The 25,499-nt window shown below is 45.3% G+C and carries 13 protein-coding genes; 4 read left to right on the forward strand and 9 right to left on the reverse strand.

Going from position 1 to position 25,499, the window contains the following annotated elements:
- Positions 1 to 39: 39 nt before the first annotated feature.
- Positions 40 to 1,437, reverse strand: coding sequence for a peptidylprolyl isomerase (locus ACTXGJ_RS07800; protein WP_439243089.1), 1,398 nt, complete (start codon positions 1,435 to 1,437; stop codon positions 40 to 42).
- Between the two features lie 100 nt (positions 1,438 to 1,537).
- Positions 1,538 to 4,501: an LPS-assembly protein LptD gene (locus ACTXGJ_RS07805; RefSeq protein WP_443565600.1), complete on the reverse strand. Its 2,964-nt coding sequence runs from the start codon at positions 4,499 to 4,501 to the stop codon at positions 1,538 to 1,540.
- Between the two features lie 468 nt (positions 4,502 to 4,969).
- On the opposite strand from ACTXGJ_RS07805, the gene ACTXGJ_RS07810 reads away from it, so the two are divergent.
- Both ACTXGJ_RS07810 and murU read left to right on the forward strand, forming a co-directional pair.
- Positions 4,970 to 6,133 (forward strand): aminoglycoside phosphotransferase family protein, encoded by a 1,164-nt coding sequence (locus ACTXGJ_RS07810; RefSeq protein WP_443565601.1) that lies wholly within the window; start codon positions 4,970 to 4,972, stop codon positions 6,131 to 6,133.
- Between the two features lie 67 nt (positions 6,134 to 6,200).
- Positions 6,201 to 6,929 (forward strand): N-acetylmuramate alpha-1-phosphate uridylyltransferase MurU, encoded by a 729-nt coding sequence (murU, locus tag ACTXGJ_RS07815; protein WP_439243083.1) that lies wholly within the window; start codon positions 6,201 to 6,203, stop codon positions 6,927 to 6,929.
- A 91-nt stretch (positions 6,930 to 7,020) separates the two neighbouring features.
- Here the strand turns inward: murU and ACTXGJ_RS07820 are convergent, their stop codons facing one another.
- From ACTXGJ_RS07820 to ACTXGJ_RS07850, 7 genes are all read right to left on the reverse strand, one after another.
- Positions 7,021 to 7,140 (reverse strand): DUF2474 domain-containing protein, encoded by a 120-nt coding sequence (locus ACTXGJ_RS07820; protein ID WP_439257462.1) that lies wholly within the window; start codon positions 7,138 to 7,140, stop codon positions 7,021 to 7,023.
- A gap of 19 nt (positions 7,141 to 7,159) precedes the next feature.
- On the reverse strand, positions 7,160 to 8,176 hold the full coding sequence (gene cydB / locus ACTXGJ_RS07825) for a cytochrome d ubiquinol oxidase subunit II (protein WP_439243080.1): 1,017 nt from the start codon (positions 8,174 to 8,176) through the stop codon (positions 7,160 to 7,162).
- Positions 8,176 to 9,684: a cytochrome ubiquinol oxidase subunit I gene (locus tag ACTXGJ_RS07830; RefSeq protein WP_439243078.1), complete on the reverse strand. Its 1,509-nt coding sequence runs from the start codon at positions 9,682 to 9,684 to the stop codon at positions 8,176 to 8,178. Before ACTXGJ_RS07830 ends, cydB begins: the two co-directional genes overlap by 1 nt.
- 400 nt (positions 9,685 to 10,084) lie before the next feature.
- A complete protein-coding gene (locus ACTXGJ_RS07835; protein WP_439243076.1) occupies positions 10,085 to 12,523 on the reverse strand; it encodes an esterase/lipase family protein in 2,439 nt (812 codons plus the stop codon).
- 250 nt (positions 12,524 to 12,773) lie between these two features.
- Positions 12,774 to 13,826 (reverse strand): tetratricopeptide repeat protein, encoded by a 1,053-nt coding sequence (locus ACTXGJ_RS07840; RefSeq protein WP_439243074.1) that lies wholly within the window; start codon positions 13,824 to 13,826, stop codon positions 12,774 to 12,776.
- 279 nt (positions 13,827 to 14,105) lie between these two features.
- Positions 14,106 to 14,750, reverse strand: coding sequence for a 2-polyprenyl-3-methyl-6-methoxy-1,4-benzoquinone monooxygenase (gene coq7, locus ACTXGJ_RS07845; protein ID WP_439243072.1), 645 nt, complete (start codon positions 14,748 to 14,750; stop codon positions 14,106 to 14,108).
- 93 nt (positions 14,751 to 14,843) lie between these two features.
- Complete coding sequence (locus ACTXGJ_RS07850) at positions 14,844 to 16,172, reverse strand: MFS transporter (RefSeq protein WP_439243070.1); 1,329 nt, start codon at positions 16,170 to 16,172, stop codon at positions 14,844 to 14,846.
- Positions 16,173 to 16,613: 441 nt separating this feature from the next.
- Here ACTXGJ_RS07850 and ACTXGJ_RS07855 point away from each other — a divergent pair, with 441 nt between their 5' ends.
- Together ACTXGJ_RS07855 and ACTXGJ_RS07860 are read left to right on the forward strand one after the other, a co-directional pair.
- Entirely contained in the window at positions 16,614 to 20,351 is a 3,738-nt protein-coding gene (locus tag ACTXGJ_RS07855) for an autotransporter assembly complex protein TamA (protein ID WP_439243068.1), read from the forward strand.
- Positions 20,352 to 20,471: 120 nt separating this feature from the next.
- Positions 20,472 to 25,457 (forward strand): translocation/assembly module TamB domain-containing protein, encoded by a 4,986-nt coding sequence (locus ACTXGJ_RS07860; protein ID WP_443565603.1) that lies wholly within the window; start codon positions 20,472 to 20,474, stop codon positions 25,455 to 25,457.
- Positions 25,458 to 25,499 lie beyond the last annotated feature (42 nt).

Below are 25,499 nucleotides of genomic sequence, written 5' to 3' on the forward strand. Positions count from 1 at the left end.
TTTTTATTAGCAGTAAGCAGAGCACGCGCTAGAGCATAACTACTCAATCACTTGAATGTAGGCACCCGCTCGTAGCTCTTGTAACCAGTCTTCTGTCGCTTGTGGTGCTAAGCGTTGAAATAGGGCTTGGCGGGCCATATCACGACGATATTCATCACTGATGTCTTGTTGACGCTTATCATCGACTTTGAGTATGTGCCAGCCAAACTGGCTCTTGAAGGGCGCGGAATAGTCGCCGACGGTAGTGTTTTTCATGACTGCTTCGAACTCTCCAACCATCTCACCTTCGCCGACCCAGTTCAAATCGCCGCCACGTCCAGCAGAGCCCGGATCATCAGAATAAGTAGAAGCTAAGCTGGCAAAATCTGCGCCTTGACGCAGCTGCTCATAGAGGTCATTGATTTTTTGCTGCGCTAGGCTATCGGTCTGTAATTCATCGATTTTGACCAGGATATGTCGAACATCCCATTGTGGCACAATCATTTTGTCACTAACGGTTTTGTTGGCTAGTTTGACGATATCGATTCCTTCTGGAGTGACTAAAGGCGCGCTGACTTCCCCAACTGCAAGCTTGGTAATCTGACTTGATAGCTCAGTCGGTAGCGCAGCAGCTCTATGAAAACCCATATCGCCACCTTGTAGTGGAATAGGGTAGCCACCTTGCACTGCAGCTATCGCTGCCGCAACGTCGACATTCGGTTCTAATAAACGAGTGCGCAGGGTCTTTGCTACTGCGAGCGCTTGCTCACGCTGAGCGGCTGAGAGACGGCTGTAGTCATCGATGTAAGGCACACGTACATGAATGGTCTGGTATTCGTTTTGGTTGAGACGCTTAGCTTCAGGGGAAGACAAGAAGGCATCAACATCTTGCTCGCTGATACGGACTCGGCTACTGACTTGGCGTTGCTGTAAGGCTTGAATAGTCGCATCTTCAAACAACTTCGCGCGCAAGGCAGCATAGCTACCCGGCTGGCTGGCATCTAGTTTTTGTTGTAGACCGGCTAAGCTATTAACGCCTTCTCCTTGAGCAATCTGCGCTAAACGCTGATTGATGGCTGCATCATCAGGTTGTAAGCCAAGTCTATTGGCAAGAGACAGCTGTAACTCGCGTTGAATCAAGCCATTCAGGACTTCAGACTGCAGTTGTGGTGAGTTGGCGATAGGTTGGCCTGCGGCTTGCGCTCTTGCTTGGGTCTGAACGACAGCATTAATCAGTTCGCTTTTTAGAATGGCATTATCATTGACTAGGGCAATAATGCCATCGGTACTGGTTGCAGGCGTTAGACGGCTAGTGTTTTGATTCTCAACACCGGCTGCCTGATTATTAGTAGATTCAGCAGTAGCCGCTTGAGCATTAAATGCAAGTATAAGACCTAGACTGACGCCCATACTCGTTAGTATGGCTCGGTTAGTCTGGCGTAAAGAAAAAAGTCTCATGATAATCCTTATTGATGTCATCATATCGGTTATGGGTTGATCAGCGGCATGCACTTGTAGGCAAAATCCAACTTAATATAGCGATAGGGTAGTTCGTTTGTTAGTCCTTCCAGGCGGTTTGTGTCGGCTCAAACCCTAATACTTTATCTGATAATAAGCGAGTCAAGCGGCCACTGCCACTGCCTAAACCATTAAGCCTAATTTCAGCCATGATCGCTTGATTAGGCTTATCGTTGATATTCAAATCATTATAGTAACGACGACCATAAACGGCAAAGCCAAAACAGCAATCTTCGTAATCTATTCCGACTAAAGCGTCGAGGGTTTGGTTGCGCCGATAATCATACTGGCCTTGTGCTAGAACTCGCCAGTTACTGTTTATCGGAAAAATAGCTGACGCCGTGAGGGCTGAAATAGGGAGCTGATTGGTATTTTCATCTTCTTGACGTTTGACAAAGCCGACGTTGAATAAGCTATTATTAGCAGGCTGATAGCGCAGCTCAGTGGTAATGTAATTGAGATCATAGCTACTGTTTAGTGCCCCACTGACATCTACCCAAACGTTGTTATAGGGTTGGGTGCTGGCATTCCAGACCATTCCTGACGAATCCGTATTAAATACTGGCGTCTGATCCTCTAAAGTCACCCGTCCATCACCATAATAAAACTGCTCTGCAATGCTACCATCAAAACGTGTCACACCCGTTGCGTCGATGTAACGATAATTGATGCCAGGGGTGATGGCATGCAAGTCTTGCAGGCGATCATACCCTAAGAACCAACTGTCTGAGAAGAGCTGCTCGTAGTTGATAGAGGCGATACGCGTGTTGAAGTTAGGAATATCGTTTTGATCTTCAAAAGGGGAGTAGGTATATTTCAGACGCGGACTCAGCAGCTGATAGCCGCCCATGGTGTCATCGAAAGCGCCAAAAGGTGAGCCTGCTTGATAAAAGTTCAGACCCGCATCAATGCTCGCTTGCGGGACAAATACGGACTGATTACCATCTTCCTCATCAAGATTATTAGCGTCTAAACTGTCTTGATCGTATGAAGTATACAAATGCTGCAAGCTCAGCTTAGGGTTGATATACCCCCACGCGGCCTCGATAGGATAAGCGGCGCTTAGCTTGTTATAGACTCTAACGCCGCTTTTTTCGGCCTCAGAGCCATCGTCAATTGACTTCTTAAAGTAGGCTGAGTCATGAACCCCTGTGAAGTTTATATTATCTGACCAAGGTAAGCGATAGTTGAGCGACAGCTGCGGTAAGCGCGAGTAAGGCTTATCTTTATCTTGTAGCAACTCGCCAGTATTGGTGATAGCGTCTAAGGTTTGATAGGTTTCAACTTTGAGTTCACCATTGACATAGTCATTATAATAATTCAGCCGAGCTCGCCGCGGCAGGTTGAGCGTATTATTAGATAAGCCTAAGGTATCAAAATCATTAATATAATCCGCGTCAGAGACATAACTGTATTTAGCATCACCGCTTAAGCGTGGAATACTGTTAGAGGACCAGTAGTGATCATAAAACAGACTGCTACGATCTTCATCATCATATTCTCTATCATTAGGTAAATAAGAGCCATTAAGTATACCTTCGCCATAATCTTCGGTTAGATAGCGAAATTCTCCTGAAAGCATCGGGTTACGATTGGTATAAAGATGGGTATTAAGTGTGGCATCATAATTAGGTGCTAGATTGAAATAATAGGGAACATCAATTTCTAAACCGTTTTCACTACCGATGCTGGCATTGGGTAATAAAAAGCCACTGCTACGACGTGAGTCAATAGGGAAGTTGAAATAAGGCAAATAAAGCACTGGCACATCGGCGATTTTGAAGGTCGTGTTATAAGCTTCGCCGCGGCCAGTATCGGTATCTAAGTCGATATTTTTAGCTTCAAGCTGCCACTTACGGTCAGTAGGCGGACAAGTAGTGAACATCACGCCATCAAGCTCGTACTGGCTCTCATTAGGGCGGTTGAGCTGTTTGGCATAACCATGCGCTTGCAGAGGGACGCTGGCAAAAGCGACATCGCGGGCCGTCGACTGCTGATTCTTTGTATTATAAGCTAGGCTATCAGCGACGCCAATCAAACCGCCTTGTGTGACTCTGTCATTAACAGTAGCAGTCGCGCGTTCGTTCCCGGTACTGAGTCTTGTATCGCGGTTTGGCGTATTGCCGATCGCTTGGTCGGTGAACATCACTTGCCCTTGTGCTGCTGCCACGCCACTGCTGAGATTCAAAACTACTTTTTGAGCCTCGATATGCTGCTCACCTTGATCGATAATTACGTTCCCTGACAGCTCAGCATAGTCGACATTGTCATAATAACCATAGTCAGATTCAGCATAGATAGAGTCTCGATTATTTAGAGGTGCATCTGCGTCGCTATTGGCTTCGTTTATCGCCCTTTGGTAATTTGGATTGCTATCAGGATAGACCCATTGACCTTCACAGCGAGGCGCATTATCGACAGTAATAGGAACAACATTCAGATCGGTTCCTAGCTTTGGCAAGGTTTGCTTTGCTGCTAAAGAACGATCTAGCTCAGCGTTAGGTAGGTCGTTATTGACTAGGCTCGTAGCATTATTTGGTGGTACCGTAGTTTTATTAGTAACATCGCTATCGGGTCTTAATTCATAAAATTCCGCCAAGCGCATTAAGCTATCTTGGATAGTTTCGTCATTAAGATTTAGATTTTTAGGGTCAGTATCAGTAATGCCCGTATCAGAGTCTATAATGGAGTCAGTGATCGCGATTGGCTCTATAGTTGTGCTAGTCGCTATTTGAGAGTCGTCGTTATTTTCTAGCGCAGAAGCATTATCTATAGCGGCGCCTGAGCTTATAGTAGCACTCTCATTCATGGACGCCATAGGAGCTAAATCATTGTCGCTAGTAGTATCGATATCTGCCAATGCGCGCTCAGTTCCTTCAGCCGCCAAAGGCTTGCGCATCTGCTGATCGTCATCGGTGATAGCGGCACTGACCGTTAAGCTAGATATACTTAACGCACCGAATAGAATCATGCGAATGCTTTGGTAGAGCGGAGAATATAACAAGGGCACACCTATGATTGTAGAGCCTATTAGCCATTTGGGTTACGATGGAGACAGATAGTCAATGGATTTTAAAAGCGAGTATCAAACCAGAAGCTAACCACTCGATATACATTTTATAAGTATCACTTACTGTTATTGATTTAATCTCAATTATTTAACAATAGGATCTGTTTGGTCGTTTGCTACAGTAGCTTTATACCGCTGTAAAGACTAGTTTAACCTTTATTAAATCATTCAATAATGAGCAGAGCGACAATTATTTTGACTTATGATAGTCAAAAAAAACCAAATCAGCTACACTAATCAGCAAATTTTATAATACAGCAAGGTATTTCTTTATTGGTAAGCTGGCTAATAGTAAGTAGCGAGTCAATAAGACTGATAAAAATACTGAGCACTCTCAGATGGTTCGTTATTTTAGCAAGTATTTGCCCGACTTATCACTCTATTTAACCGGCGATTTTCTTTATGACTACTAGCGCTATGACAGACAAAATGATTATGAACACTGATTCTACAATCAGCACCCAAACACCAACTCAAATAGTGAGTAATACCGAAGCCGCTGATGAGCGTCAGCAGCAGCTAATTCATTGGTTGCAGCAAGTATTTGCCGGTCAAGAGTTTAAACTCGACAGCCTACCAGGTGATGCCAGTAGCCGCCAGTACCATCGTCTACAATGGTTAAACCAATCAGATAATAATAATTCTGAGCATTACATGGTGATGGACTCTGCTGATGAGCAGCAAGCGATGCAGCAGTTTATAAACGTCACAGCTTTAATGGCGCCAGCGATTAATGTGCCGACCCTTATCGCCCAAGATACTGAGCAAGGGTTTCTAGTTCTGCAAGACTTTGGTACGGTGGAGTTTGCACACTTACTGGTTGGTGCAACCCCAGCGCAAGTCGATACTTATTATCAAGCCGCTATGCAGACTTTGACTGCGCTGCAGCAAGTACCGGTAGAGACTGCCAAAACCCAGCACCAGTTGCCAGATTATGATGACGAACTTCTTGACCGCGAGATGGACTTATTTAGTGACTGGTTTATCCCGCACATTGAGATAAGTTTAGACACTAGACTTTGGGAGGCTGTCAAAAAAGCGTTAATCACTGAAATTTTGCGCCAGCCACAAGTCATCGTCCATCGCGATTATCACAGTCGTAATCTGATGCAAGACCAAGCCGACCCCAAGCGCTTAGGAGTGATCGACTTTCAAGACGCAGTTGTCGGCGCTTATAGTTATGATTTGGTGTCATTAGTCCGTGATGCTTATGTCGATTGGCCTGAGGCACAAATCTCTAGCTGGATTAAGGACTTTTGGCAATTGCAGCAGCAAGCTGAACTCACTACTACTAGTGTTGAGCAGTTTGAAAACGATGTCAATGTGATGGGGGTTCAGCGTCATTTGAAGGTGCTTGGCATCTTTATTCGTTTGTTTGAACGCGATGGCAAAAACCGTTATTTAGCCGATATTCCAAAAGTAATGAGTGATTTACTCTTTGAGCTTGACTGGCTTGCCAAGCAAGGTAGTGAGGAGATAAAGCAGGCAATCATCCCTTTTAATCAGTGGGTGGTAGAGACAGTACTGCCTGCTTATCAAACTAAGTTTGTGCAGCAGTATATTTAGTCATAACATTTAATCAGAACAACACTTTTAGTCATCTCAAAAGTTATCTTTTGATCCAGGAGTAAATATGGCGAGCATAACCCAAGCGATGATACTAGCGGCAGGCAAAGGCACACGCTTACGCCCGTTAACCCTTGAGACGCCTAAACCTTTAGTTGAAGTGGGTAGTCAGCCCCTCATTGTTTGGCACATAAAAGCGCTGCAAGCAGCCGGTATCACTGACATCACTATCAATGCCTCATGGCTCGCTGATAAGCTCATGGCGGCGCTAGGCGATGGCTCGCAATATGGCGTTAACCTGCATTGGTCAGTAGAAGATGAGGAGCCTTTAGAAACTGCTGGCGGGATTTTTCAGGCTCTGCAAACCAACAAGCTGCGAGATGAGCCGTTTATTTTAGTGAATTCTGATGTGTGGACGACTTATAATTTTGTGCAATTACAAGACTATAAGCTCAGCGCCGATCAGCGCGCGCACTTGCTGTTAATTGATAATCCGGAGCATAATAATAGTGGTGATTTTGCGCTCAATAACGGCTTAGCGAGCGAGGAGTCGATTGCTGAAGCAGACAAGTATACCTTCGCAGGTATCAGTGTAATGTCACCAAGACTCCTAGATGGTTTAGTCAGTGGTCAGCCAGCAGCGTTAGCGCCATTGCTTAAGCAAGCGATGCTTAAGTTTCAGATTACCGCTGAAGTTATTACTGATAACTGGATAGATGTAGGCACGCCTGAGCGCTTAGCCCAAGTAAATACCTTTATTAATGAGAAAGGTGCTAGTAATCATAAAGGCGCTTAAGAGGTAATTTTAAACACGGCCTAATATAAATAAAAAGGTGGCGCTGACTGGGTCAGCGCCACCTTTTTATGACCAGTTGTTAATCATTTTTTTATACGCCCATCGCTAGTCTAATTAGCTGAGCGATAGTAAAGACAACTAGAAACCCGGCTAGATATAGACCGACAAACCATGCCCATTGCGATTGTTTTTTACTGAGCTTCTTCATCATGACCTCCTTACCGTCCTACTTAATACATGTGTTCATGACTCGTTTTACCTTTGAAGGTGTAGTAACCAAAAGCGGTATAACTTAAGATGATTGGAATCATGACCCCAGCACCAATTAACAAGAATGATAGCGTAGTATCAGCGGCGGCGGCCTCATAAATCGTCATCTGATACGGTACGATATATGGAAATATCGCAAAACAAACACCAATATAACCCATTAAAAATAAAGCAACAGTCAATAAAAAGGGACGATATTCACGCTCAGTTTTGAGATCTTTACGCATTAAAAAGAACAATAACAGCACGATAATAGGCATAGGTGCAAGATATAATAATCCTGGGAAACTAAACCAACCTTCAAGGGCGTCAATATCAGAAAAGTACATCGAAACAGTGACAGCAACCATCATTAATATCAATGCAGAGAGTACCCAGTTAGAAACTTTTCGTGCCCATACTTGTAGCGTATGCTCTGTTTTAATAATCAGCCAAGTAGAACCAAGCAAAGCATAACCAATGATTAAGGCAATACCGCACATAATAGAGAAGGTTGAGAACCAATCAAAAGGACCACCGGTATACAGACGATTGCTGGCCTCTAAACCATGTACTAAGGCCCCTAGCATAACCCCTTGAAAAAAAGCTGCGACGTAAGAGCCAAAGGAAAAGAAAAAATTCCATAAATACTGATGCTTGGTTGCCTTAAAGCGAAACTCAAAGGCAACCCCGCGCATGATCAGACCGAACAGCATAAAAATAACGGGCAAATAAAGACCGGACATAATAATGCCGTAAGCTACTGGGAAAGCGGCAAATAAACCGCCACCGCCCAATACTAACCAAGTTTCATTACCATCCCAAAAAGGGGCGATTGAGTTCATCATGCGACTGCGGTTTTTCTCAGAGCCGGCAAACGGGAATAAGATACCGCACCCAAGATCAAAGCCATCGAGTAGGACATAGACAAAGACGGAAAAAGCAATCAAGCCGCCCCAAATCAAAGGTAAATCTAATACATCACCATAGTTAAACATTAGCGTAGCCCTCCATCATCCACATCGTCCGCAGGCTTATCGACGCCTTCAGAGGTATCTTCTCTAGTGCTCTCATCAGGATTACTATCACCACTTAAGGCACGGCCCTGACTTTCAGTTACCGAGTGTTCGTAGAAATTATCTTCCGCAGGATCTTCATACGGCTGCGGTCCTTTTAAAATAAGATTTACGATATAAAAGGTGCCAGCACCAAAGATAAAAGTGTACAGCACAATAAAGCCAATAAGCGTAGTGGCCACTTGTTGAGCGGCAACCGGTGACATACTCTCAGCAGTACGAATGACTTCATATACTGTCCAAGGCTGGCGTCCGGTTTCGGTGACAAACCACCCGGCCAATATCGCCACAAACCCAAGCGGCATCATCATCATCCAACCGCGGTGGAACCAGACGCTTTTAGGGTCGAACTGCTGCTTTTTGAAGTATTTATAGAGACTAAAAACCCCCATAAGTATCATAAGCATACCAATGCCTACCATTACCCTGAAGGACCAAAATACAATAGGCACATAAGGCTGATCCTCGGGTGCCCAGTTATTAAGTCCTTTGATCTCTCCATCTAACGAATGCGTTAAGATGATACTCGATAAATAGGGGATTTTAACCTCGTAGTGATTTTTCTGCGCCTCTTGATCAGGAATGGCAAACAGAACCAAAGGTACGGCACTATCATCTTCCCATAATCCTTCCATCGCCGCGACTTTGGCTGGCTGATGCTCTAAGGTATTTAAGCCATGCATATCGCCAATTAATGCTTGTGCTGGCGCGACAAAGATAGCCATGACCATCGCCATACCTAACATCACGCGGCCATGCTGACGATGGTCTTGATGTTTTTTGGATTGTAGATAATAAGCACCGACCCCGCCAACCGCAAAAGCAGTGGCCAAGAAAGCGGCAGTCATCATATGCGCGAAGCGATAAGGAAAGGAGGGGTTAAAAATAATCTCAAGCCAATTGGTGGGATACAGTAGACCATCCGCGCCCATCATAAAGCCTTGCGGCGTCTGCATAAAGCTATTAGAAGCCAAGATCCAAAAGCCTGAGATCAGCGTACCGATAGCGACAATCGCTGTCGAGGCAAAGTGCATGCGTTTGCTCACGCGGCCCCAACCAAACAGCATAATACCTAAAAAAGAAGCTTCTAAGAAGAAGGCGGTCAGTACCTCATAAGCGAGTAGCGGGCCTATAATATTTCCCGCCCTATCGGAGAAGACAGCCCAGTTGGTACCGAACTGGTAGGACATAACCACACCTGAGACCACGCCTAGACCGAAGACCACTGCAAATATTTTTACCCAGTACTTATAGACTTCGGCATAGATAGGTTTGTCTGTTTTGAGCCAGCGAAATTCAAGCACCGTCAAAAAGCTGGCAAGCCCAATGGAGAAGGCCGGAAAGACAATGTGGAAGGAGATCACAAAAGCGAATTGGATGCGCGCAAGCATGAGCGCGTCCATCTGGTCTATCATAAAAGAGGCAAACATAAGGGTTACCTATATTGGTTAGCTGATTGGCGTAAATGTCCCTGGTACGCTCAAGTAACTGTCCGCAACATATAAACCTTTATCACGGGCAATAGCCAAAAATAATTTGGCTGATGTGGAATCTATGTCCTTATAAACTATATTTCATTTTCAAATCGACTAAGAAATAGTCTCTGTCAGTGCCAAGGTCGAATTATTAAACAGACCCTCATCAATCGATCACTTTCACTAGATACGACGAAAGATGATATTGGAGTCATTATGCGCTTGCAGTGCAGCGGGTGCAAGTCATGCCATGTTACCAAAGCATACCTAACAGTCATAACGAGATTATTAATGACCAAAATGTTAAAACCAAAAGCGCTACATCAGTTTTTAGGTAACTCAAAACGGCATAGGCTTATTCTTGTAGCTGCTTATACAAGATACGGCGCAAAGTCAAAATTGTTTGCGGGTTTTGTTGAATACTATGTCCACCATTAATAACAGTCTCAGAAGCCGCGCCTTCAAGGTGGGCGCTAGTATAAGGTACAATGCCGTCAGATAAGCGCTCAGTGATGGCCTGACTGATGTCCCCCTCGACGGTAACGGCTGCGACTAAAGGCTCTCGGCGCACATCACTATCATTGTTATTGGCAGCTGCAGAGTCGCTGTTTTCTTCCTGCGCTTGTGATAAATCTATCTTGCCACCACCTGGCTGCATTTGTGCCAGACCTTTGGTGATATCGGCATCATTATTAGCGATGATGGAGTGATAGGTAATACGATCGTTGATAGTGATATCTTTGGTCAATTGGATAAAAGAGGACTTATTGCTCAATTGGCTCGCCCCATTTTGTAAGTATAAAGCGCCTAAAGGGTTGTTGGCTATATCTCCTTGAATCGCTAGCGTGGCTAAATTATCAGTGATTGTTTTTACCAGTCCGACAGGCAAGTAGACAATACGGCGTAACGCTCGAGTGAACCAGCGATCAGCATAATCGGTACCGCGAAAAGGCGTCGATAAAAACACGGCAGTATCCACCTGTGGCAGAGCCTGTAATTTAAAACGTTTCTGTAACTGCTCTTCACCAAAAGACTGTTTAAGCGCGTCACGTATTTTTCGTTTTTCACTAGCGGAGAGCGCGCCTTGTTCATCCAGTCTATCTAAATCATCTATCAGATTATCATCAGATAACATCATGCGCGCGATGATACCGCCCATACTATGGCTGATAATGACGCTGTTTTGGCTGGCTATATTTTGACCGCTAGGATCTGTTTGCTGATAAGTCGTTTCAATCAGTTGCTGAATTTGATAACGGTTTTCTAATATGGGCAAGTTAGTAGGATAAAATATCTGCCAAACCTGATAATTCTCACGTAATTTATCATCATTTAAAATATCGTTAGTTAAATTGACCCAAGCGGCAGGGCTCGAAGCCAAACCATGCAACATAATCAATACCCGCTTGTCAGGGTCATAAGGCTCAAGCATAAATAGCTTAGGTAAATTGGCTTCTTGTTGACGAGTGATTAAGTTTAGATATCCTACGCCGTCTAGCTGATTCTCCGCCAGCCACATGCCATAACCTGCCGAAAAATTCGCTGCTAACGGATACGCTTCGCCTAAAATAGTGGTGCTCTCACTGCGGTAAGGGTTATACAAATGAATATCGAGCTGCTGGCTACTTAGTACATCTAAGACACTCTCCCCTTTAGGTTTAATCAAACCGGTCATCAGCAGATGGCCGGTGGGGTAAATGCGGCTACTAGGATCCTCATCGGTTGCGCTTTTATTAACACTGCTATCAGCGTTATTTTCTTGAGCCAATCTGCCTGATAAAGAGGAGACGAGCAGCTGGCGAATAGTCGTCGTATACCGATCATTGAGAGACGCCACGAAGCTCACACCTAGTCCTGGGCGTTTGCTTATCGAGTTTAGTCCCGTGAGGCGCAGCTCATAAGTAGAGGTTAGGTCTGCCAAGGCAGAAGTCTGCTCACGAGCGTTTTGCAGATAGTTATTTTCATTGGGTAGATGGACATTGAGGCCATAATCACCAACTTGCATAGTCATGACTTTGACTTGGTCGGTGGCGCGGCTATTGAGTGCAACCTGATTAGGGATAGCGGTTCGAGCTAAGTTGCTGACCGCTGTTGTTGGCAGGTACTCAATATTAGTATCGTCCATCAATCTATTTGAGCGAGCTTCTGACTGATACAGCTGAGTAATGATGTCATTGCTTGCCGCGTTATAGATATCTTGAGTTTGAATATCGACATCGTTTGGAATGCGGTTTTGTAGACGTGGTTTTTTTTCTGCTTCAGCTGCGCTTTCAAAGTCATGTTCTAATCTGTCATAGAAAAGATAAGCATAGCTAGATTTGACCGCATCAAACAGCCGTTCCTGGTAATCCATAAGACAAGCGGACGTTCTCTGTTGTTTATTTTTTGCTTGTTCATCATCAAGTGGGGCGTTAGCAAAATAAGGGTCAATCGGTGGCCGAGATAAAGCAGCAAGGCAGTCTGTCGATTTTGCTAATTGCCGCGCTTTGGCATAATGTAGCTCAGCGAAGATAGCAAGCTCCGGTCGATAGTTATCATCGAGTAGGCTATCAGATAGCTGTCCTAAGCATAGCTCAAAATGCTGCAAACAGGCTTTTTCATTGAGACCGGCAGAGAGCAAGGTCGAAGCAGTATTACTACTGAGTTTGTCATCTGAGACAATATTGCCGCGTTGACTACTAATGACTTTGGACTTGGTTTGCTGGCTGACTGATACAGTGTTACAACCGCTAGTAACTAACGTAGTGGCGATGATGGCTATACCTAAAAGCGCTTGTTTGTGAGCGTTTGTCATAGCGATTATGGCGTTACTTGTAACTGTCATAGCGAGTCTCAGTAGGTAATAATAAAGGCAGATTCGATAAGATAAACTCAAACAGTATAGCGCTAAAACAAAAAAAGCGCGCCTGCTTTATAGACGATGGTGAGTCACTACAAAGCAGACGCGCTTAAATGAGAGCGAAGCCATAATCGACTGGTTTGATCACTAAAATCAACCTAAGCGATTAACGCTGTTATTAACTAACACTATCTTTAACCGCCGATTAACTAGTCTGATTGATACTATTTGGACTGATATCGATATCAGGAGCTGGTATATCCCAAATATAGTACTTTCCGTCCTCAATGAGCTTAATTTGCTGACGGATCATTTGATTATCTGGTGTTTTTTGCTCAAGGCGACGCAAGCGCGAGAGTGCTTCACTACGGCGATCACTAAGCAGATCAGACTGTGCCAAGCTTTGTTCCGCTTCGGTATAGCCTAAGCTGACCGCTTTATCAAGATACTTTTGACCTTCCTTAAAGCCGCCACCTTCTGAGAGCATCATCCCGTACAAAAAGTTAGCTTCACCGCTGTCAGGTTTAGCTTTGATCGCGCGATCTATATACTTACCGCCGCGTACTGCATAATCAGAGCCTAAGTCTAAATTGCGGCCCATACCGTTGAGCTTGGCGGCGCGGACTAACACCTCATAAGAAGCATCTGGCGCACTGGCGAAAGGGTCGATCCAATCTGCCAATACTTTAATCTTCTCACGCGTGTAGTAGCGCTGTGAGCGATTTGGGAAGTTTGGTGGATAGTGACGCGCATTGGGAGAGACGTCTTCGATGAAATGATCAATTAAGCTAACATCTAGCTTATCGGCGCCCACACCTTGCTTGGTTGGAATGAGTACTGTTGAGATGAAGCTGATATCAGAGATTTTGGCTTGCGGCGCTGGAATATTACGGAGCTGACCTTGACTGATATCGATGCCAGTACTAGTAATAGGGCCACGCTGGTATACGCGCGTCGCTAGCCCTGATTCACTTGGTACGTTATTAGCCGTAGCGGTTGCTGGAGTCGCTACATTCGATTGCGCCGGGTTAGGTTGAGCGCTAGCTTGAGCGTCAGGTTGAGCATTGGCCGGCTGCGCGGAATTGATAGCTGCATTAGGCTGTGCACGGCGGATAATGCGCTGACTTGAGTCCTTAGCACTAGGCACATTAGCAGCAACGCTATCAGGTGCAGCAAGAGCGGGGACGGTAAGCAGCATAGTACAAGCGGCTGCCAGAGCGGTTAAGGTCGCAAATTTTTGAGTAGCGTTGTGTTTCATAAAAAGGGTTGCCTTCTAGTAGTCTCAAGGAAAAAGGAATATTTTTGCTCATCTTGTAAAGATTAAAGTCACAAGTATCAAAGTCAACAATATCAAAGCAGTTTATTTTTTATACCCTAGCAATTAGTATCCGCGCTCGCAACGGTAGGATTGTTAATAATAATACTGAATGCTATCCAACTGAATATATCGATGAGTCATCGGTAATAAAGTACGAGTAACTGACTCCGTCATTAGATTTGCTTATTTAGATTTACTGATCTAGTTTTGTTTATATCGTTAGATATGATAAGCAGCGCTCTTCATACAATTCGCCATAAAACGCATACTGCGGCGTATCGGTGGTGCTAGCGCCGCACCGCCATTATCAAGTGCTAACTGACGATGGTGCAGCTCTTCGATATCCATTTGCGCAAGTATCTCGCGAGTACGCTGATCTTGCACTGGCAGCTGAGTGATATGATCTTGTAGGTGCTCACTGACCTGCGCTTCGGTCTCGGCGACAAACCCTAAGCTAAACTCATTAGAGATAGCCCCTGCAACCGCCCCTAAACCAAATGACATACCGTACCATAGCGGAGTAAACACGCTAGGATGGCTACCAAGCTCATCAAGGCGAGTCTCACACCAGACGAGATGATCGACCTCCTCAATGGCGGATTGGTGCATGGCTTGTTTGACAGTCTCATCTTTTGCTGCAAATGCTTGACCATGATAGAGGCCTTGCGCGCAGACCTCACCGGTATGGTTAATACGCATCAGTCCTGCGACATGGCGAGATTCGGTGATACTGAGCTTAGGAATCTCATCGTTGCTAACGGGCAGGGGCCGAGAGCTTGGGTTTGAGTGTGGAACAACGGCTCGTAGCGCTTTATCAACGCTCAATAGTAAATGATCAATCTTAGATAGAGGACGCGCTGTCATAAAGAACTCCTGATAAAACACGATTTTTCTAATTGCATATGGTTTTTTTAATTTCATATTATGAATAGCAAACACTGGTAATGACTCAAGAAGCTATGCAATATCATCTTTGGTTTGTATTACCGCTTGTTGTTGATGCTTTTTTAGCTTTAAGTACAAAAAGGCGCCATAGCCAATATTAAGTATTCCAGTGACCAAAAACAACTGTGGTAGCGTTAGCTGCAAGCTATTTAATAATACAATAGCAAAAATAGCAGAGCCGACCATAAAGATTGCATTAAAAATATTATTAGCACCGACTATACGGGCGCGATGACTCTTTGGCGCATAGGCCTGCATAGAAGCATAAAGCGGTACGATATATAAACCGCCACTAAAGCCTAAGAAGAATAAGTCTATAAACACCCGCCAAGTGCCCGAAATTCCAAATAGGTCGCTAATTCCTAATAAAGTCTCGCTGGCAACCTCGATACTCAGTCCGGATAATGAGAGATATAAATCAATAGCAAAAATACTCAGACCGGCAATACCAAAAGGCAATAGACGCAAACTTACCTCATTTTTGGTTAGTCTCTTGCATAGCAGTGAACCGATAGAGACGCCTACAGAAAACAAGGTCAGTAAAAATATCACTACCGACTCATCACCTTGCAAAATAACTTTGCTAAATTCTGGCGTTTGCGTCAGAAAAGTCGCACCATAAAACCAAAACCAGCTGTTGCCTAAGATAATAAAAAATAAATAAGGCAGCGAGTACAAGTAGCGTACCGTGGATAAGCTAGTAGTGAAGATATTCCAGTTAATATTTAGGTTCGGCTGCATGGCAGGCATGTTCGGAATACCGCGAGCAGCTAGATAGCCTAGTACTGAAACTAAGAGTACGGTCGCGCTGATCCAGTACAGCGACTGCGGTAGCTGGGTTAATACCCCTGCGATAATCATCCCCAGTAAGATCGCCAAAGACGTACCCATCTGGAATAAGCCGTTAGCGCCAACCAGCTCATCTTCTCGCATGGCCTGCGGTAGATAAGCGTATTTAATAGGACCAAAAAAGGTAGAATGAGTGCCCATCAAAAATAACGCGACAAACAGCAGCACATACCACTCAAACACGAAGCCAATAGCAGCTACCGTCATAATGACGATCTCAAGCACCTTGACCAAACGCGTCAGTTTGGATTTTTCAAACTTATCGGCGATTTGTCCGGCGAGCGCAGAAAATAAAAAGTACGGCAAAATAAATAGCATCGCGGCTAAATTATTGAGAATACTAACTTCGGCGCCAAGCTGGCTTGCAGCAGTATAAGTCAGTACTAGTATCAGCGCCTGCTTAAAAATATTATCATTGAAAGCGCCCAAAAACTGGGTAAAAAACATGGCACTAAAACGACGCCGCTTGAATAACTGAAACTGATTTGCCATTAGGCTTCCTATGAGCGAATATTCTCTAATATTTAAACGAGCGTAAGCGCAAGATAAAAAGGGTTGATCGGATAGCAGCACCACTATAATGCAATAGCTATTATGGGAGTGCCAAAATCGTAATTATCAATAGTATCAATAACTTATTAAAATATATGATAGGTTTTATGATTATAACCTCGTATAATAGCAAGGCTGTGGGGCAAATACATGTGTTAAATGCTATGATTTGCCTGTTAACTCAGTTATGATTTGTAAATTTTATGAGTGATGATTCGCAGTAGTCATTCCTTAATGATGATAAGCCTCTGCATCATTAAGTTTGCATCGTTTTCGCTATATCAACAGGTCAGCTTTAGAAGACTATAAACGATAGTTTTTAGAGGGTTTGTCGACCGTTACGCTAGGCTTAAATGGCCATATGATAGGATAGTATTAGTCATGAGAAGTAACCCCTCATTGCACCGCGCTTCAATACCAGTGTCGGACCTTCATTTGTCCAGCACCATTCCGTCATCTCCCTCTAGTCGGTTGGCGGTAATAAACACGCGTGCTCAGCACTCAAGCGTTGGTGCACGTCACTATTTTGCCCGAACCGCCTTATTTAGCGCCGTCGCTAGTGTTTTGGTTGGTTTTGGGATGGCTTCTGCCAGTGCCGCTGAGACCGCTCCTCGAAAAGAAATGGCTGAAAATCCTACAGCGACTAACACGCAAACTAAAGTTCAAAGCAACTCTCAGAATAATGTAACACAAGACGATTCAGAGGATATCCTTATTGATTTTGACTCAGAAGCGGATCTTGATGCTACTTTAGAAGCTTTGCGACTAAGAAGAGATTTTGAGCAGGGCGAAATCGATAAATCGGTACTCGATGAGTTCAGCGAACAAAGAAAGCAAGATAAGGAGAGTCGTGCTAGTGATAGTAACTCTAGTATGAGAGACAACACGGGCAATGATGCTGAAAGTGACACTATTAGCGCTAATGACAACTCTACTACTAATAGTGCAGCCAACGATAATAACAATACCAATGATAATGAAATAGATTTATCGCAAACGAATAACGAAGATTTCGATAGCGATGCGGAGTTGCAACGACAGGCAACGGCCATACAGCAGCAAGGTTATCAGATGATGACCCCCGAGCAAATTGACCGGGAGCTTGCGGCTTTGGACGCTGAGAATGACTCTTTTATGGAGAGTTTCAATAATGGCGATACTGATGGTTTAGGTGGTATTTTCGACGCGGGTTTCAGTAGCGATCAAAATAGCTCCAACAGTAATAACTTAGAGAGCCGGTTTGATAATTTTGATAACAATGAAGGCTTTAATGCGCCTGTTGCTCGACTAGATAGTCAGCAATTACCCTTAGGCTTAGACCCAAAAATCGATTCTGCGGCTTTGCCTGCGCCCAACAATCTTGAAACCTTAAACCGCGCACAAAGCGTTGAAGAGCAGGCGCAAACTGCAGAGATTATGGCGCGTCCTATTGAGGTTAGCGACTCTGTTAGTAGTGGCCGAGTCGATGATGGTGCTGACATTACCGAACAAAATAACCCTGAGCAAGTACTGACTCAGCAAGATAACCGTTCAGTGACAGGTGCTGATGACACCATTGCTGAGGCGCAAATCGAGGCTAGCGATGGTGAGGTGACGGTTGCTCAAAATGGCGATCAGAGTGGCGATCTTAATCCTGATGACTATCTGCCAGATTATCAAGCAGAAGACAATGCGGATGCCGTCACTGAAGGTGTTATTCAAGCGAATAAATCTAAGCCATTAGCTCGTAATGAAGGCGGTATCGTAAAACGGTTGTATAATCGCTTATTCAACGGCGGCGTAGCAGCGTTGCCGCGCGTCGAGACCACTGTGTATCTGCAGCAAGAAGCAGCTACTGGCTCTAATAATGCTACCAGTGCTACGCCAAGACTGATCAAAGCTGATGAAGACATTCAGCCGATTAATAATATCAAAGCCGCTATCGATGATACTACCGTTCAGTCGGTAACCGATTTTACCGCAGCCCTGCCGCGCTTGCGTGAGACCGCTTTAAATGCGGCAAAAGCAGTAGGCTATTACGATGTTACTCTCAAACTGCGCCAGCCGGACGCCAATAGTATCGATGTGATTATCGAAAAACTTGGTGAGCCGGTGACCGTCGATAGTCGCATCGTGAACATCCGCGGTGAAGGGAGCGAGCAAGCTGAATTCAAAACTCTAGAAGAAACGGCGCTACCGGCAGAGGGCGATGTCTTTAACCATAGAGTTTATAAAAATAGCAAGGCAGCTCTTGAAGCTTTAAGCCGTACTTATGGCTACTTTGATGAGTATTGGTTGAATAAATCGGTTGACATTATTTTGCCAGATAATAAAGCCGATATATCACTAGTTTATGATACCGGAGTGCGTTATGACTTCGATGAAGTGGTGTTTTTTACTTACGATGAGGCCACAGGTACACTTACCCGCGACCCTGATAAGCTACCCGTAGAGTTGCCTTTATTGCGTCAGCTGCTACACTTTGAAGCCGGCGATCCTTTTTATCGTCCTGATGTGACTAAATTAAGCAATGATCTAGCGGCAACTCGCTACTTCAATACGATCAACGTTGAGAGCTTACTGCCACCCGATGAGCGTAGCGCCGGCAGCACGCTGGCTTTTGATAATGTCCCTAATCAGTCAGGCAATGCAGAGGATGGCGAGTTAGACAATGATGTGAGTGATGGTGACGGAGCTAATGGTGAAGGCGTAGTCGCTAGCGATACTGATCTCATTGGCGAGAGTCGTGATAACCGCGCTAATAATACTGATAGCAATGAGGTTGTTACTGAAAGTATCGATGCTAATAGTGGCGCCACCGTTGATGCCGCTGACATCGCTCCTATTGAGTTCACAGTCGATGAACAAACACAAAATAAATTACAAGAGATCAAAGCCAAAGCCAATCGTTTAAGTAGCCTACCCAATGATCGAGTATTGGATGAAAAAGACGAAGAAGCTGAGAACTTCTTAGGAAAAATCAGCGATTCAATCAGTAATATTGCCGAGAAGATATTCCCCGAAGAAGAGTCCATTATCGATGAGGATTTTGTACCGCCCACTTTAGCCAATCGTCTGACCCCTGAAGAAGTCTTTAACAATAAAAAAATTCCATTGTACGTGTTTGTGTCTGCTGATAAGCCGCGTGATGCGCAAGTCGGTCTAGGTTATGGTACCGATACCGATGTGCGTGCTACCGCAAAAATTGATTATAATCTCGTCAATCGCAAGGGTTATCAAGCCGGTGCGGAAGTAGAAGCCTCACGCATCAGTAAAAATGTGACCGTTTATGGTAGTCGCCCTTGGAAGCATCCGCTTAACGATAAGTTAGAGGCGCGTCTGACCTACGAAGAGGAAGTCATCGATCAAGGAGAAGGGAACTTTGATCTATCGACTAACACTGTAAAGGCCGCTTTGGCTAGAAATATCCGCAAAGAGAGTGGCTGGAATAGGAGCTATTCAGTACGTTATCGTTTGGACGAGCTCGAAACGGGTGTTGACGATACCCAGTTAGAAGATCTGCCGGTACGTTTCACTTCCTCCAAACCCACCCAGCAAGCTTTGCTATTTGGTTACGGTATTAATAAAACCGACGTCAATAATGCGATTAATCCCACTAGCGGCTACCGTCAATATTATGGTGTTGAAGCCGGCGCAGAGAATGTGCTTAGCGATACTGATCTAGCGATTGTTCGCGCTGGTGTCAGCGGGATTTATAGTTTTGGTGAGGATGATAAGCATCAAGTGCTAGGCAGCTTCAATACGGGTTATATTTGGGCAGATGACTTCTTTGAAGTGCCATATAAGCTGCGCTTCTTCGCCGGCGGTGATCAGAGCATTCGTGGTTATGACTACGAGAGCCTATCACCGTTAGAAAACGGCTATTTGACTGGTGGACAGGTTCTTGCCGTCGGTAGCGCTGAGTATAACTATGAATTTAGACCTGGCTTTCGTGGGGCGTTATTTACCGATGTCGGTAATGCTTATGATAAAGACTTCAAGACTGATACTAAAGTGGGGGTCGGCGTTGGTATTCGCTGGGCGTCCCCTGTCGGTGTGGTTCGAGTCGATGTGGCAGCAGGGGTAACAGAAGATAGTATACCAGTACGCCTGCATTTCTTTATCGGCTCGCCGTTATAATCTGTCAGCCAAGACCTTCCAACTAAACCATAATGAAGCGATTGTTGCTATAAGCTGAATGAAAGCCGAAGCAAGGCGCGCTTTTTAAGAGCTGATAAATTTTTTACTTGATTGAGTATCATGTTGAATAATAAAACCCCACTTAACGACCCGTCGTCTGAAGATCCTGCGCAAAAAGATGCCCATGCGGTGCGTCGGTGGTATCCATTATCATTTTTGCTAAAGCTGCTAGCACTGATCGCTATCGTCTTAGTTGTGATGTTCGCAGTGTTTTTTTATGCAGCAGGTACGGATGCAGGCACTAAGTTTTTATTAGAAAAAGTCGGTAGCGAAACGGGCGTCAAGCTCAAATATGGTAGTGGTAACCTGCGTGACGGTATCATGGTTACTGATATCGATATTAAGGCTAACGAAGATCTTGAGATTAAAGTAGATAAAGCTTACGTGAAAATAGGCTGGCGCGCTGTGTTTGCCAAAGAAGTGCACTTGCGTGATGCTGATATTCAGCGTATCGAGATTATCAATACTAAACCACCTACCGGTGAGCCGTTCGATTATAAGACCCTTAAGCTGCCAGTAAATCTGCGTTTTGATCAAGCTAGAATCAAAACCATTGTCTACAAGCAAGTGACCAAAGAACCCGTCATTGTTAAGGATATTAATGCGCGAGATTTGACTTGGGTCGGCAGTCAGGTCACTGTTGGTAACGGTAATCTATCTTATAGTGATATTGTTAAAGTTAGCGCTTTGCAAGGTGAGATCGATCTACAAGGCGATTACCCTTTAGATCTGAGCGCTATTGTTGAAGTCAGTGCCCTTGAAAAAGCTTACATAGATCCACTCAATGTCAAAGCGACCGGTACCTTAAAGCGTACGATAGGCGAAGTTCGTAGCCGCTATAATGATAGTGATGTCAGCGGCGAGTTCGTCGCGCAGGGCTTAGATGAAGGTTCACCATTTGAAGCCAAACTGCGCTGGGATGATGTGCTAATTCCCTATGCTGACTCACAAAATATTCATCTAAAAAATGGTATGGCAACCGCTTCTGGCGTGGTTTCAGACATTCAACTACGCATCAATACTGAGCTGACCGCTGAAGACATTCCTTCAGGCCGTTATAAAGGCCGTGCTGTGATTGCTAATAGTCAGCTACGTATCGATCGTTTAGATGCGGATGTGCCCGCAGGTCGCCTAACCTTACAAGGGATATTGGACTGGAGTGAAAGCTTCGATGCCAAGATCCGTGCTGTCGGTAATGGCTTTGATATCCGTCAAGCGATTCCAGATGAGTATAGCGACTATAAAGCTTATGCGCCGCAGACGCTTAATGGTCGACTATCGCTACATTATCAACAAAAAAATAGCGCTAGCAACCTGCAAGTCGATGCCGATTTACGTCAGCGTGATGGCGAGCATCTCAACGCCAAGATTGTCCGCGGCAAAACGTCGGCGAAATCTACGCAACCAGCGCCTATCTATGTTGATGCTATGTGGCAGAATTTAACGCGCCGTGATGTGCCAAGTATTGGTAATATCGATAGCCCAAGCGGCCGTGCCGATGTCATTGTGCGCGGCTCAAACTTATCTGTCGATGCCAATGCTGTCATCAATGAGCTCAATGCAGCACCAAAAGGTAATTATGACGTTCGTATTCGCAAAAACGCTAACGTCATCGATATCAATCGTCTCAATTATCAGGGTATCGTCGGCGACTTATCGGGCACCGGGCAAATACAATTAGCCACCAATCAGCGCCCACTGACTTGGCAGATTGATGCGCGTACCAAGGGTTTATTGCCGAAACAATATCGTAGTGATCTGCCGCTTGAGCGCTTAACAGGTAACCTGAGCGCGCGCGGACGTTTGCTAAATATCAGCAAAAACGGGGTCAAAGGCCAGCGGCATATTGTCAACATTACTAGTAGCGATCTACAAGCACAGCTAGACGCTAGTCAAAATCAGCGCGCTATCGGTGTTACTGGTAATGGCGCCGCCGAGATAGACCTTATCGGTGGTGAACTGTCGGTGTTTGACGCGCGCTTCGATGGACGCGTCGATACCCAAGATGTGCCCAACGGCCTCTTGTCGATAAGCGCAGCAGGTACACCAAAATTGATCAGCATACGCAAATTGAACTACAGTGGTGAAGCTGGCGCAGTTAATGCAAAAGGCGTTATCGATCTGCGTAACAATATTGGCTGGAGCGTCACAGGGCGCTTCGATAACTTTGATGTTGGCTATTTCCTTCCTGATAATCCGGCGATCTTGACCGGTGATCTGGTCACTAGTGGCGAGTGGCAACAGCCCACAAGCAAGGCTGCTAGTAGCCAAGGTAAGCTGCAGCGCTTTGCTATCAATTTCGATGGCGTATTAGATGCTGAGCAGCTGCCAGCAGGTAAGCTGACGATTGATGCTAGTGGCAATGCGCAGCTGATTCGTATCAGGCGCTTTCGTCATGTTGGCGCGGCAGGCAGTATCGATGCCAAAGGCAGCGTAGACGTGCGCCAAGGCATTGCTTGGGATATCAATGCCACTATGGATCGCTTCAATTTAGGGTACTTCTTAAAGGACACCCCAAGTACCATCACAGGTAGTATAAAAACCGATGGACGCTGGGGCGATAACCAGCAGATTATCAACTTGCAGCAGATTAATCTGCGCGGTATGCTCAAGGGTCAACCGCTAAGTGCCAAAGGCAGTTTGTCTGCTAAGCTCAGCTTACCAAAGGATTTGGGTAGCTACTTTGAACGCCTGCAAGCTCAAGATAGCGAAACTCAATACAAACAAGTAAACGCTTTAATTGATAGCCTTAATGCTAATGATTTGGTGCTACGTTGGGGCGATAACTACTTAACCGCTAATGGTAATGCTAAGCAATTACAAGCCAAAATCAACATTACTAGCTTAGATCAGCTATCCGAGCAGTTAGCCGGAAAGGTAAGCGGCGGGGCGACACTATCCCAGCCAGCAGGCCAAGCTTTGCCAACGATTTATATTGACTTAGTGGGTGAGCGCATTGCCTTGCCAGGGTTTATTTTACGCCAAGGGCGCGTGCGCGGTAAGCTGGTTAATCTCGCCAACAGTCCAAGTCAGCTGATAGTTAGCGCCCAAGGCCTAGATGTCGCTGGTCAAAGCTTCCAAAAAGTAAAAGCGACCTTTAATGGTACTGAGCAGGCGCATGTGGTCAATCTCGATGTGGCCAATAACGAGCTTAACGTCTTGGCACGGCTCAAAGGCGGCTTTAACCGCGACGAGCTGATATGGCGCGGCGCTATAGGAAATGGTAGCGTCAAATCTAAATATGCCACGCTCAACCAGCTACAGCCTGCGCAGCTTATCCTAAATCTGCCACAAGGCGAGAGTAAGCCACTAAAAGTACAACTGGCGGCGCATTGCTGGCAGGCCGCTGATCAAAGCGGCAAGCTATGCTTACGGGAGAACCTAATCGCTTCCGCCGACGCCGGTCAAGTCAATTTAGCGATCCAAAATGTCGATACGTCGCTGTTTTCGGTATTCTTGCCTAAAGATATCGATTGGCAAGCGAAGATAAATGGTAAGGCTATAGTGGGCTGGCAACAAGGCCGTGCTCCTACTATTAATACCACTTTATATTCGGACAACGGCAAAATTGGTCTGATTCAGGATGGTGATTTGAACCCTGTTAGTTTGCCTTATAAACGCGTCTCGCTGATTGCGTTATCGGTTCCTGAGGGTATCAAGCTGCGTACAGATATCAACACCGGTCGCGGCGCCCGTGGCTATGCGGAGGTTGTCGTAGATCCATACAAAGACCCTAAACCTATCTCCGGCGCTTTAGTACTGAATGAGCTAAACTTAGCGATATTCAAACCTTTCTTTCCGGGTATGCGCGTGCTTGAGGGTAATATCACGATGGCAGGTGGCCTTGGCGGTACCCTAGACAAACCGCAGTTCTATGGCGATGTAAAACTGGCTAATGGCCGTATCGCTATGCTTGGGTTACCGGTGAATCTCACCAAAGTAAATACCACTGCCAAAATACGTGGTACCCAAGCGGTGATAGACGGTAGTTTTAATAGTGGCACTGGCACAGGTGAGCTCACAGGGACGGTCAATTGGCAACAAAAATTACAGGCGAAGCTCAGTATCATCGGTGAGCGTCTAGTGCTGACCCAGCCGCCGCTACTCTCGGCAGAGGTCAATCCAGACATCGATATCATCGTGCGCCCAAGCGATAAGTACGTTAATATTCAAGGCGCTATAAGTGTGCCTACCGCGACGATTCGTCCTCCTGAGGCTAGCGAAGATATCATCACCCAAACCGAAGATGCTGTGGTGCTCGACAGGCGTCTGATCGGTAACATTGACGAGGTTCTTGCAGTTTCTAAGCCTTGGTCAATTAATGCTGATATTGGTGTCGATTTGGGCGATGATATTAATTTCCGTGGTTTTGGTGCCGTTATACCACTAGCAGGAGCGATCAATATCACTCAAAGTGGCAGCGGCGTGATGCGTGCTAAAGGCGTAGTGCAAGTCTCGAAGCGTACTAGTATCGATGCTTTTGGCCAAAGCTTAGAGCTTAATTACGGACAGATTCGCTTCAATGGTGATGTCATGAAGCCTGATCTCAGTATCGAAGCGGTCAAAATCATTGATGATAATATCGTCGGCGTACGCGTCAAAGGCAATACTGAAAATCCAAATATTATTGTCTTTAATAATGCGGGACTCACACAGCAACAAGCGATGAATGCATTGGTGACAGGACGTATCAATGACGGTAGCCCTAGTCAAATCAGTGAGCAAGGCTTTAAATCGCAAGTGACCAATAACTTGGCAGCAGCCGGTCTTAACTTTGGCTTGAGTGGTACGCGTAGTTTGACCAATCAGATTGGACAAGCTTTCGGTTTCCAAAGCTTAACCGTTGATGCTTCGGGCAATAGTGATGACACCAATGTCAATGTTACCGGTTATATCTCACCTGACTTATATATTCGTTACGGGGTAGGGGTGTTTAATGCCGAAAACAGTCTCTCGGTGCGTTATCAGTTGACTCGCCGTGTCTACTTAGAAGCGACCTCCGCTGCTGAAAATGCGGTGGATGTGGTCTATAGTTGGCAGTTCTAATACGTATAAAAAACGCCTTTAAATAAAGGCGTTTTTTATGGA

It is taken from the genome of Psychrobacter sp. 1Y11, from assembly GCF_052259045.1.
Taxonomy (GTDB): Bacteria; Pseudomonadota; Gammaproteobacteria; order Pseudomonadales; family Moraxellaceae; genus Psychrobacter.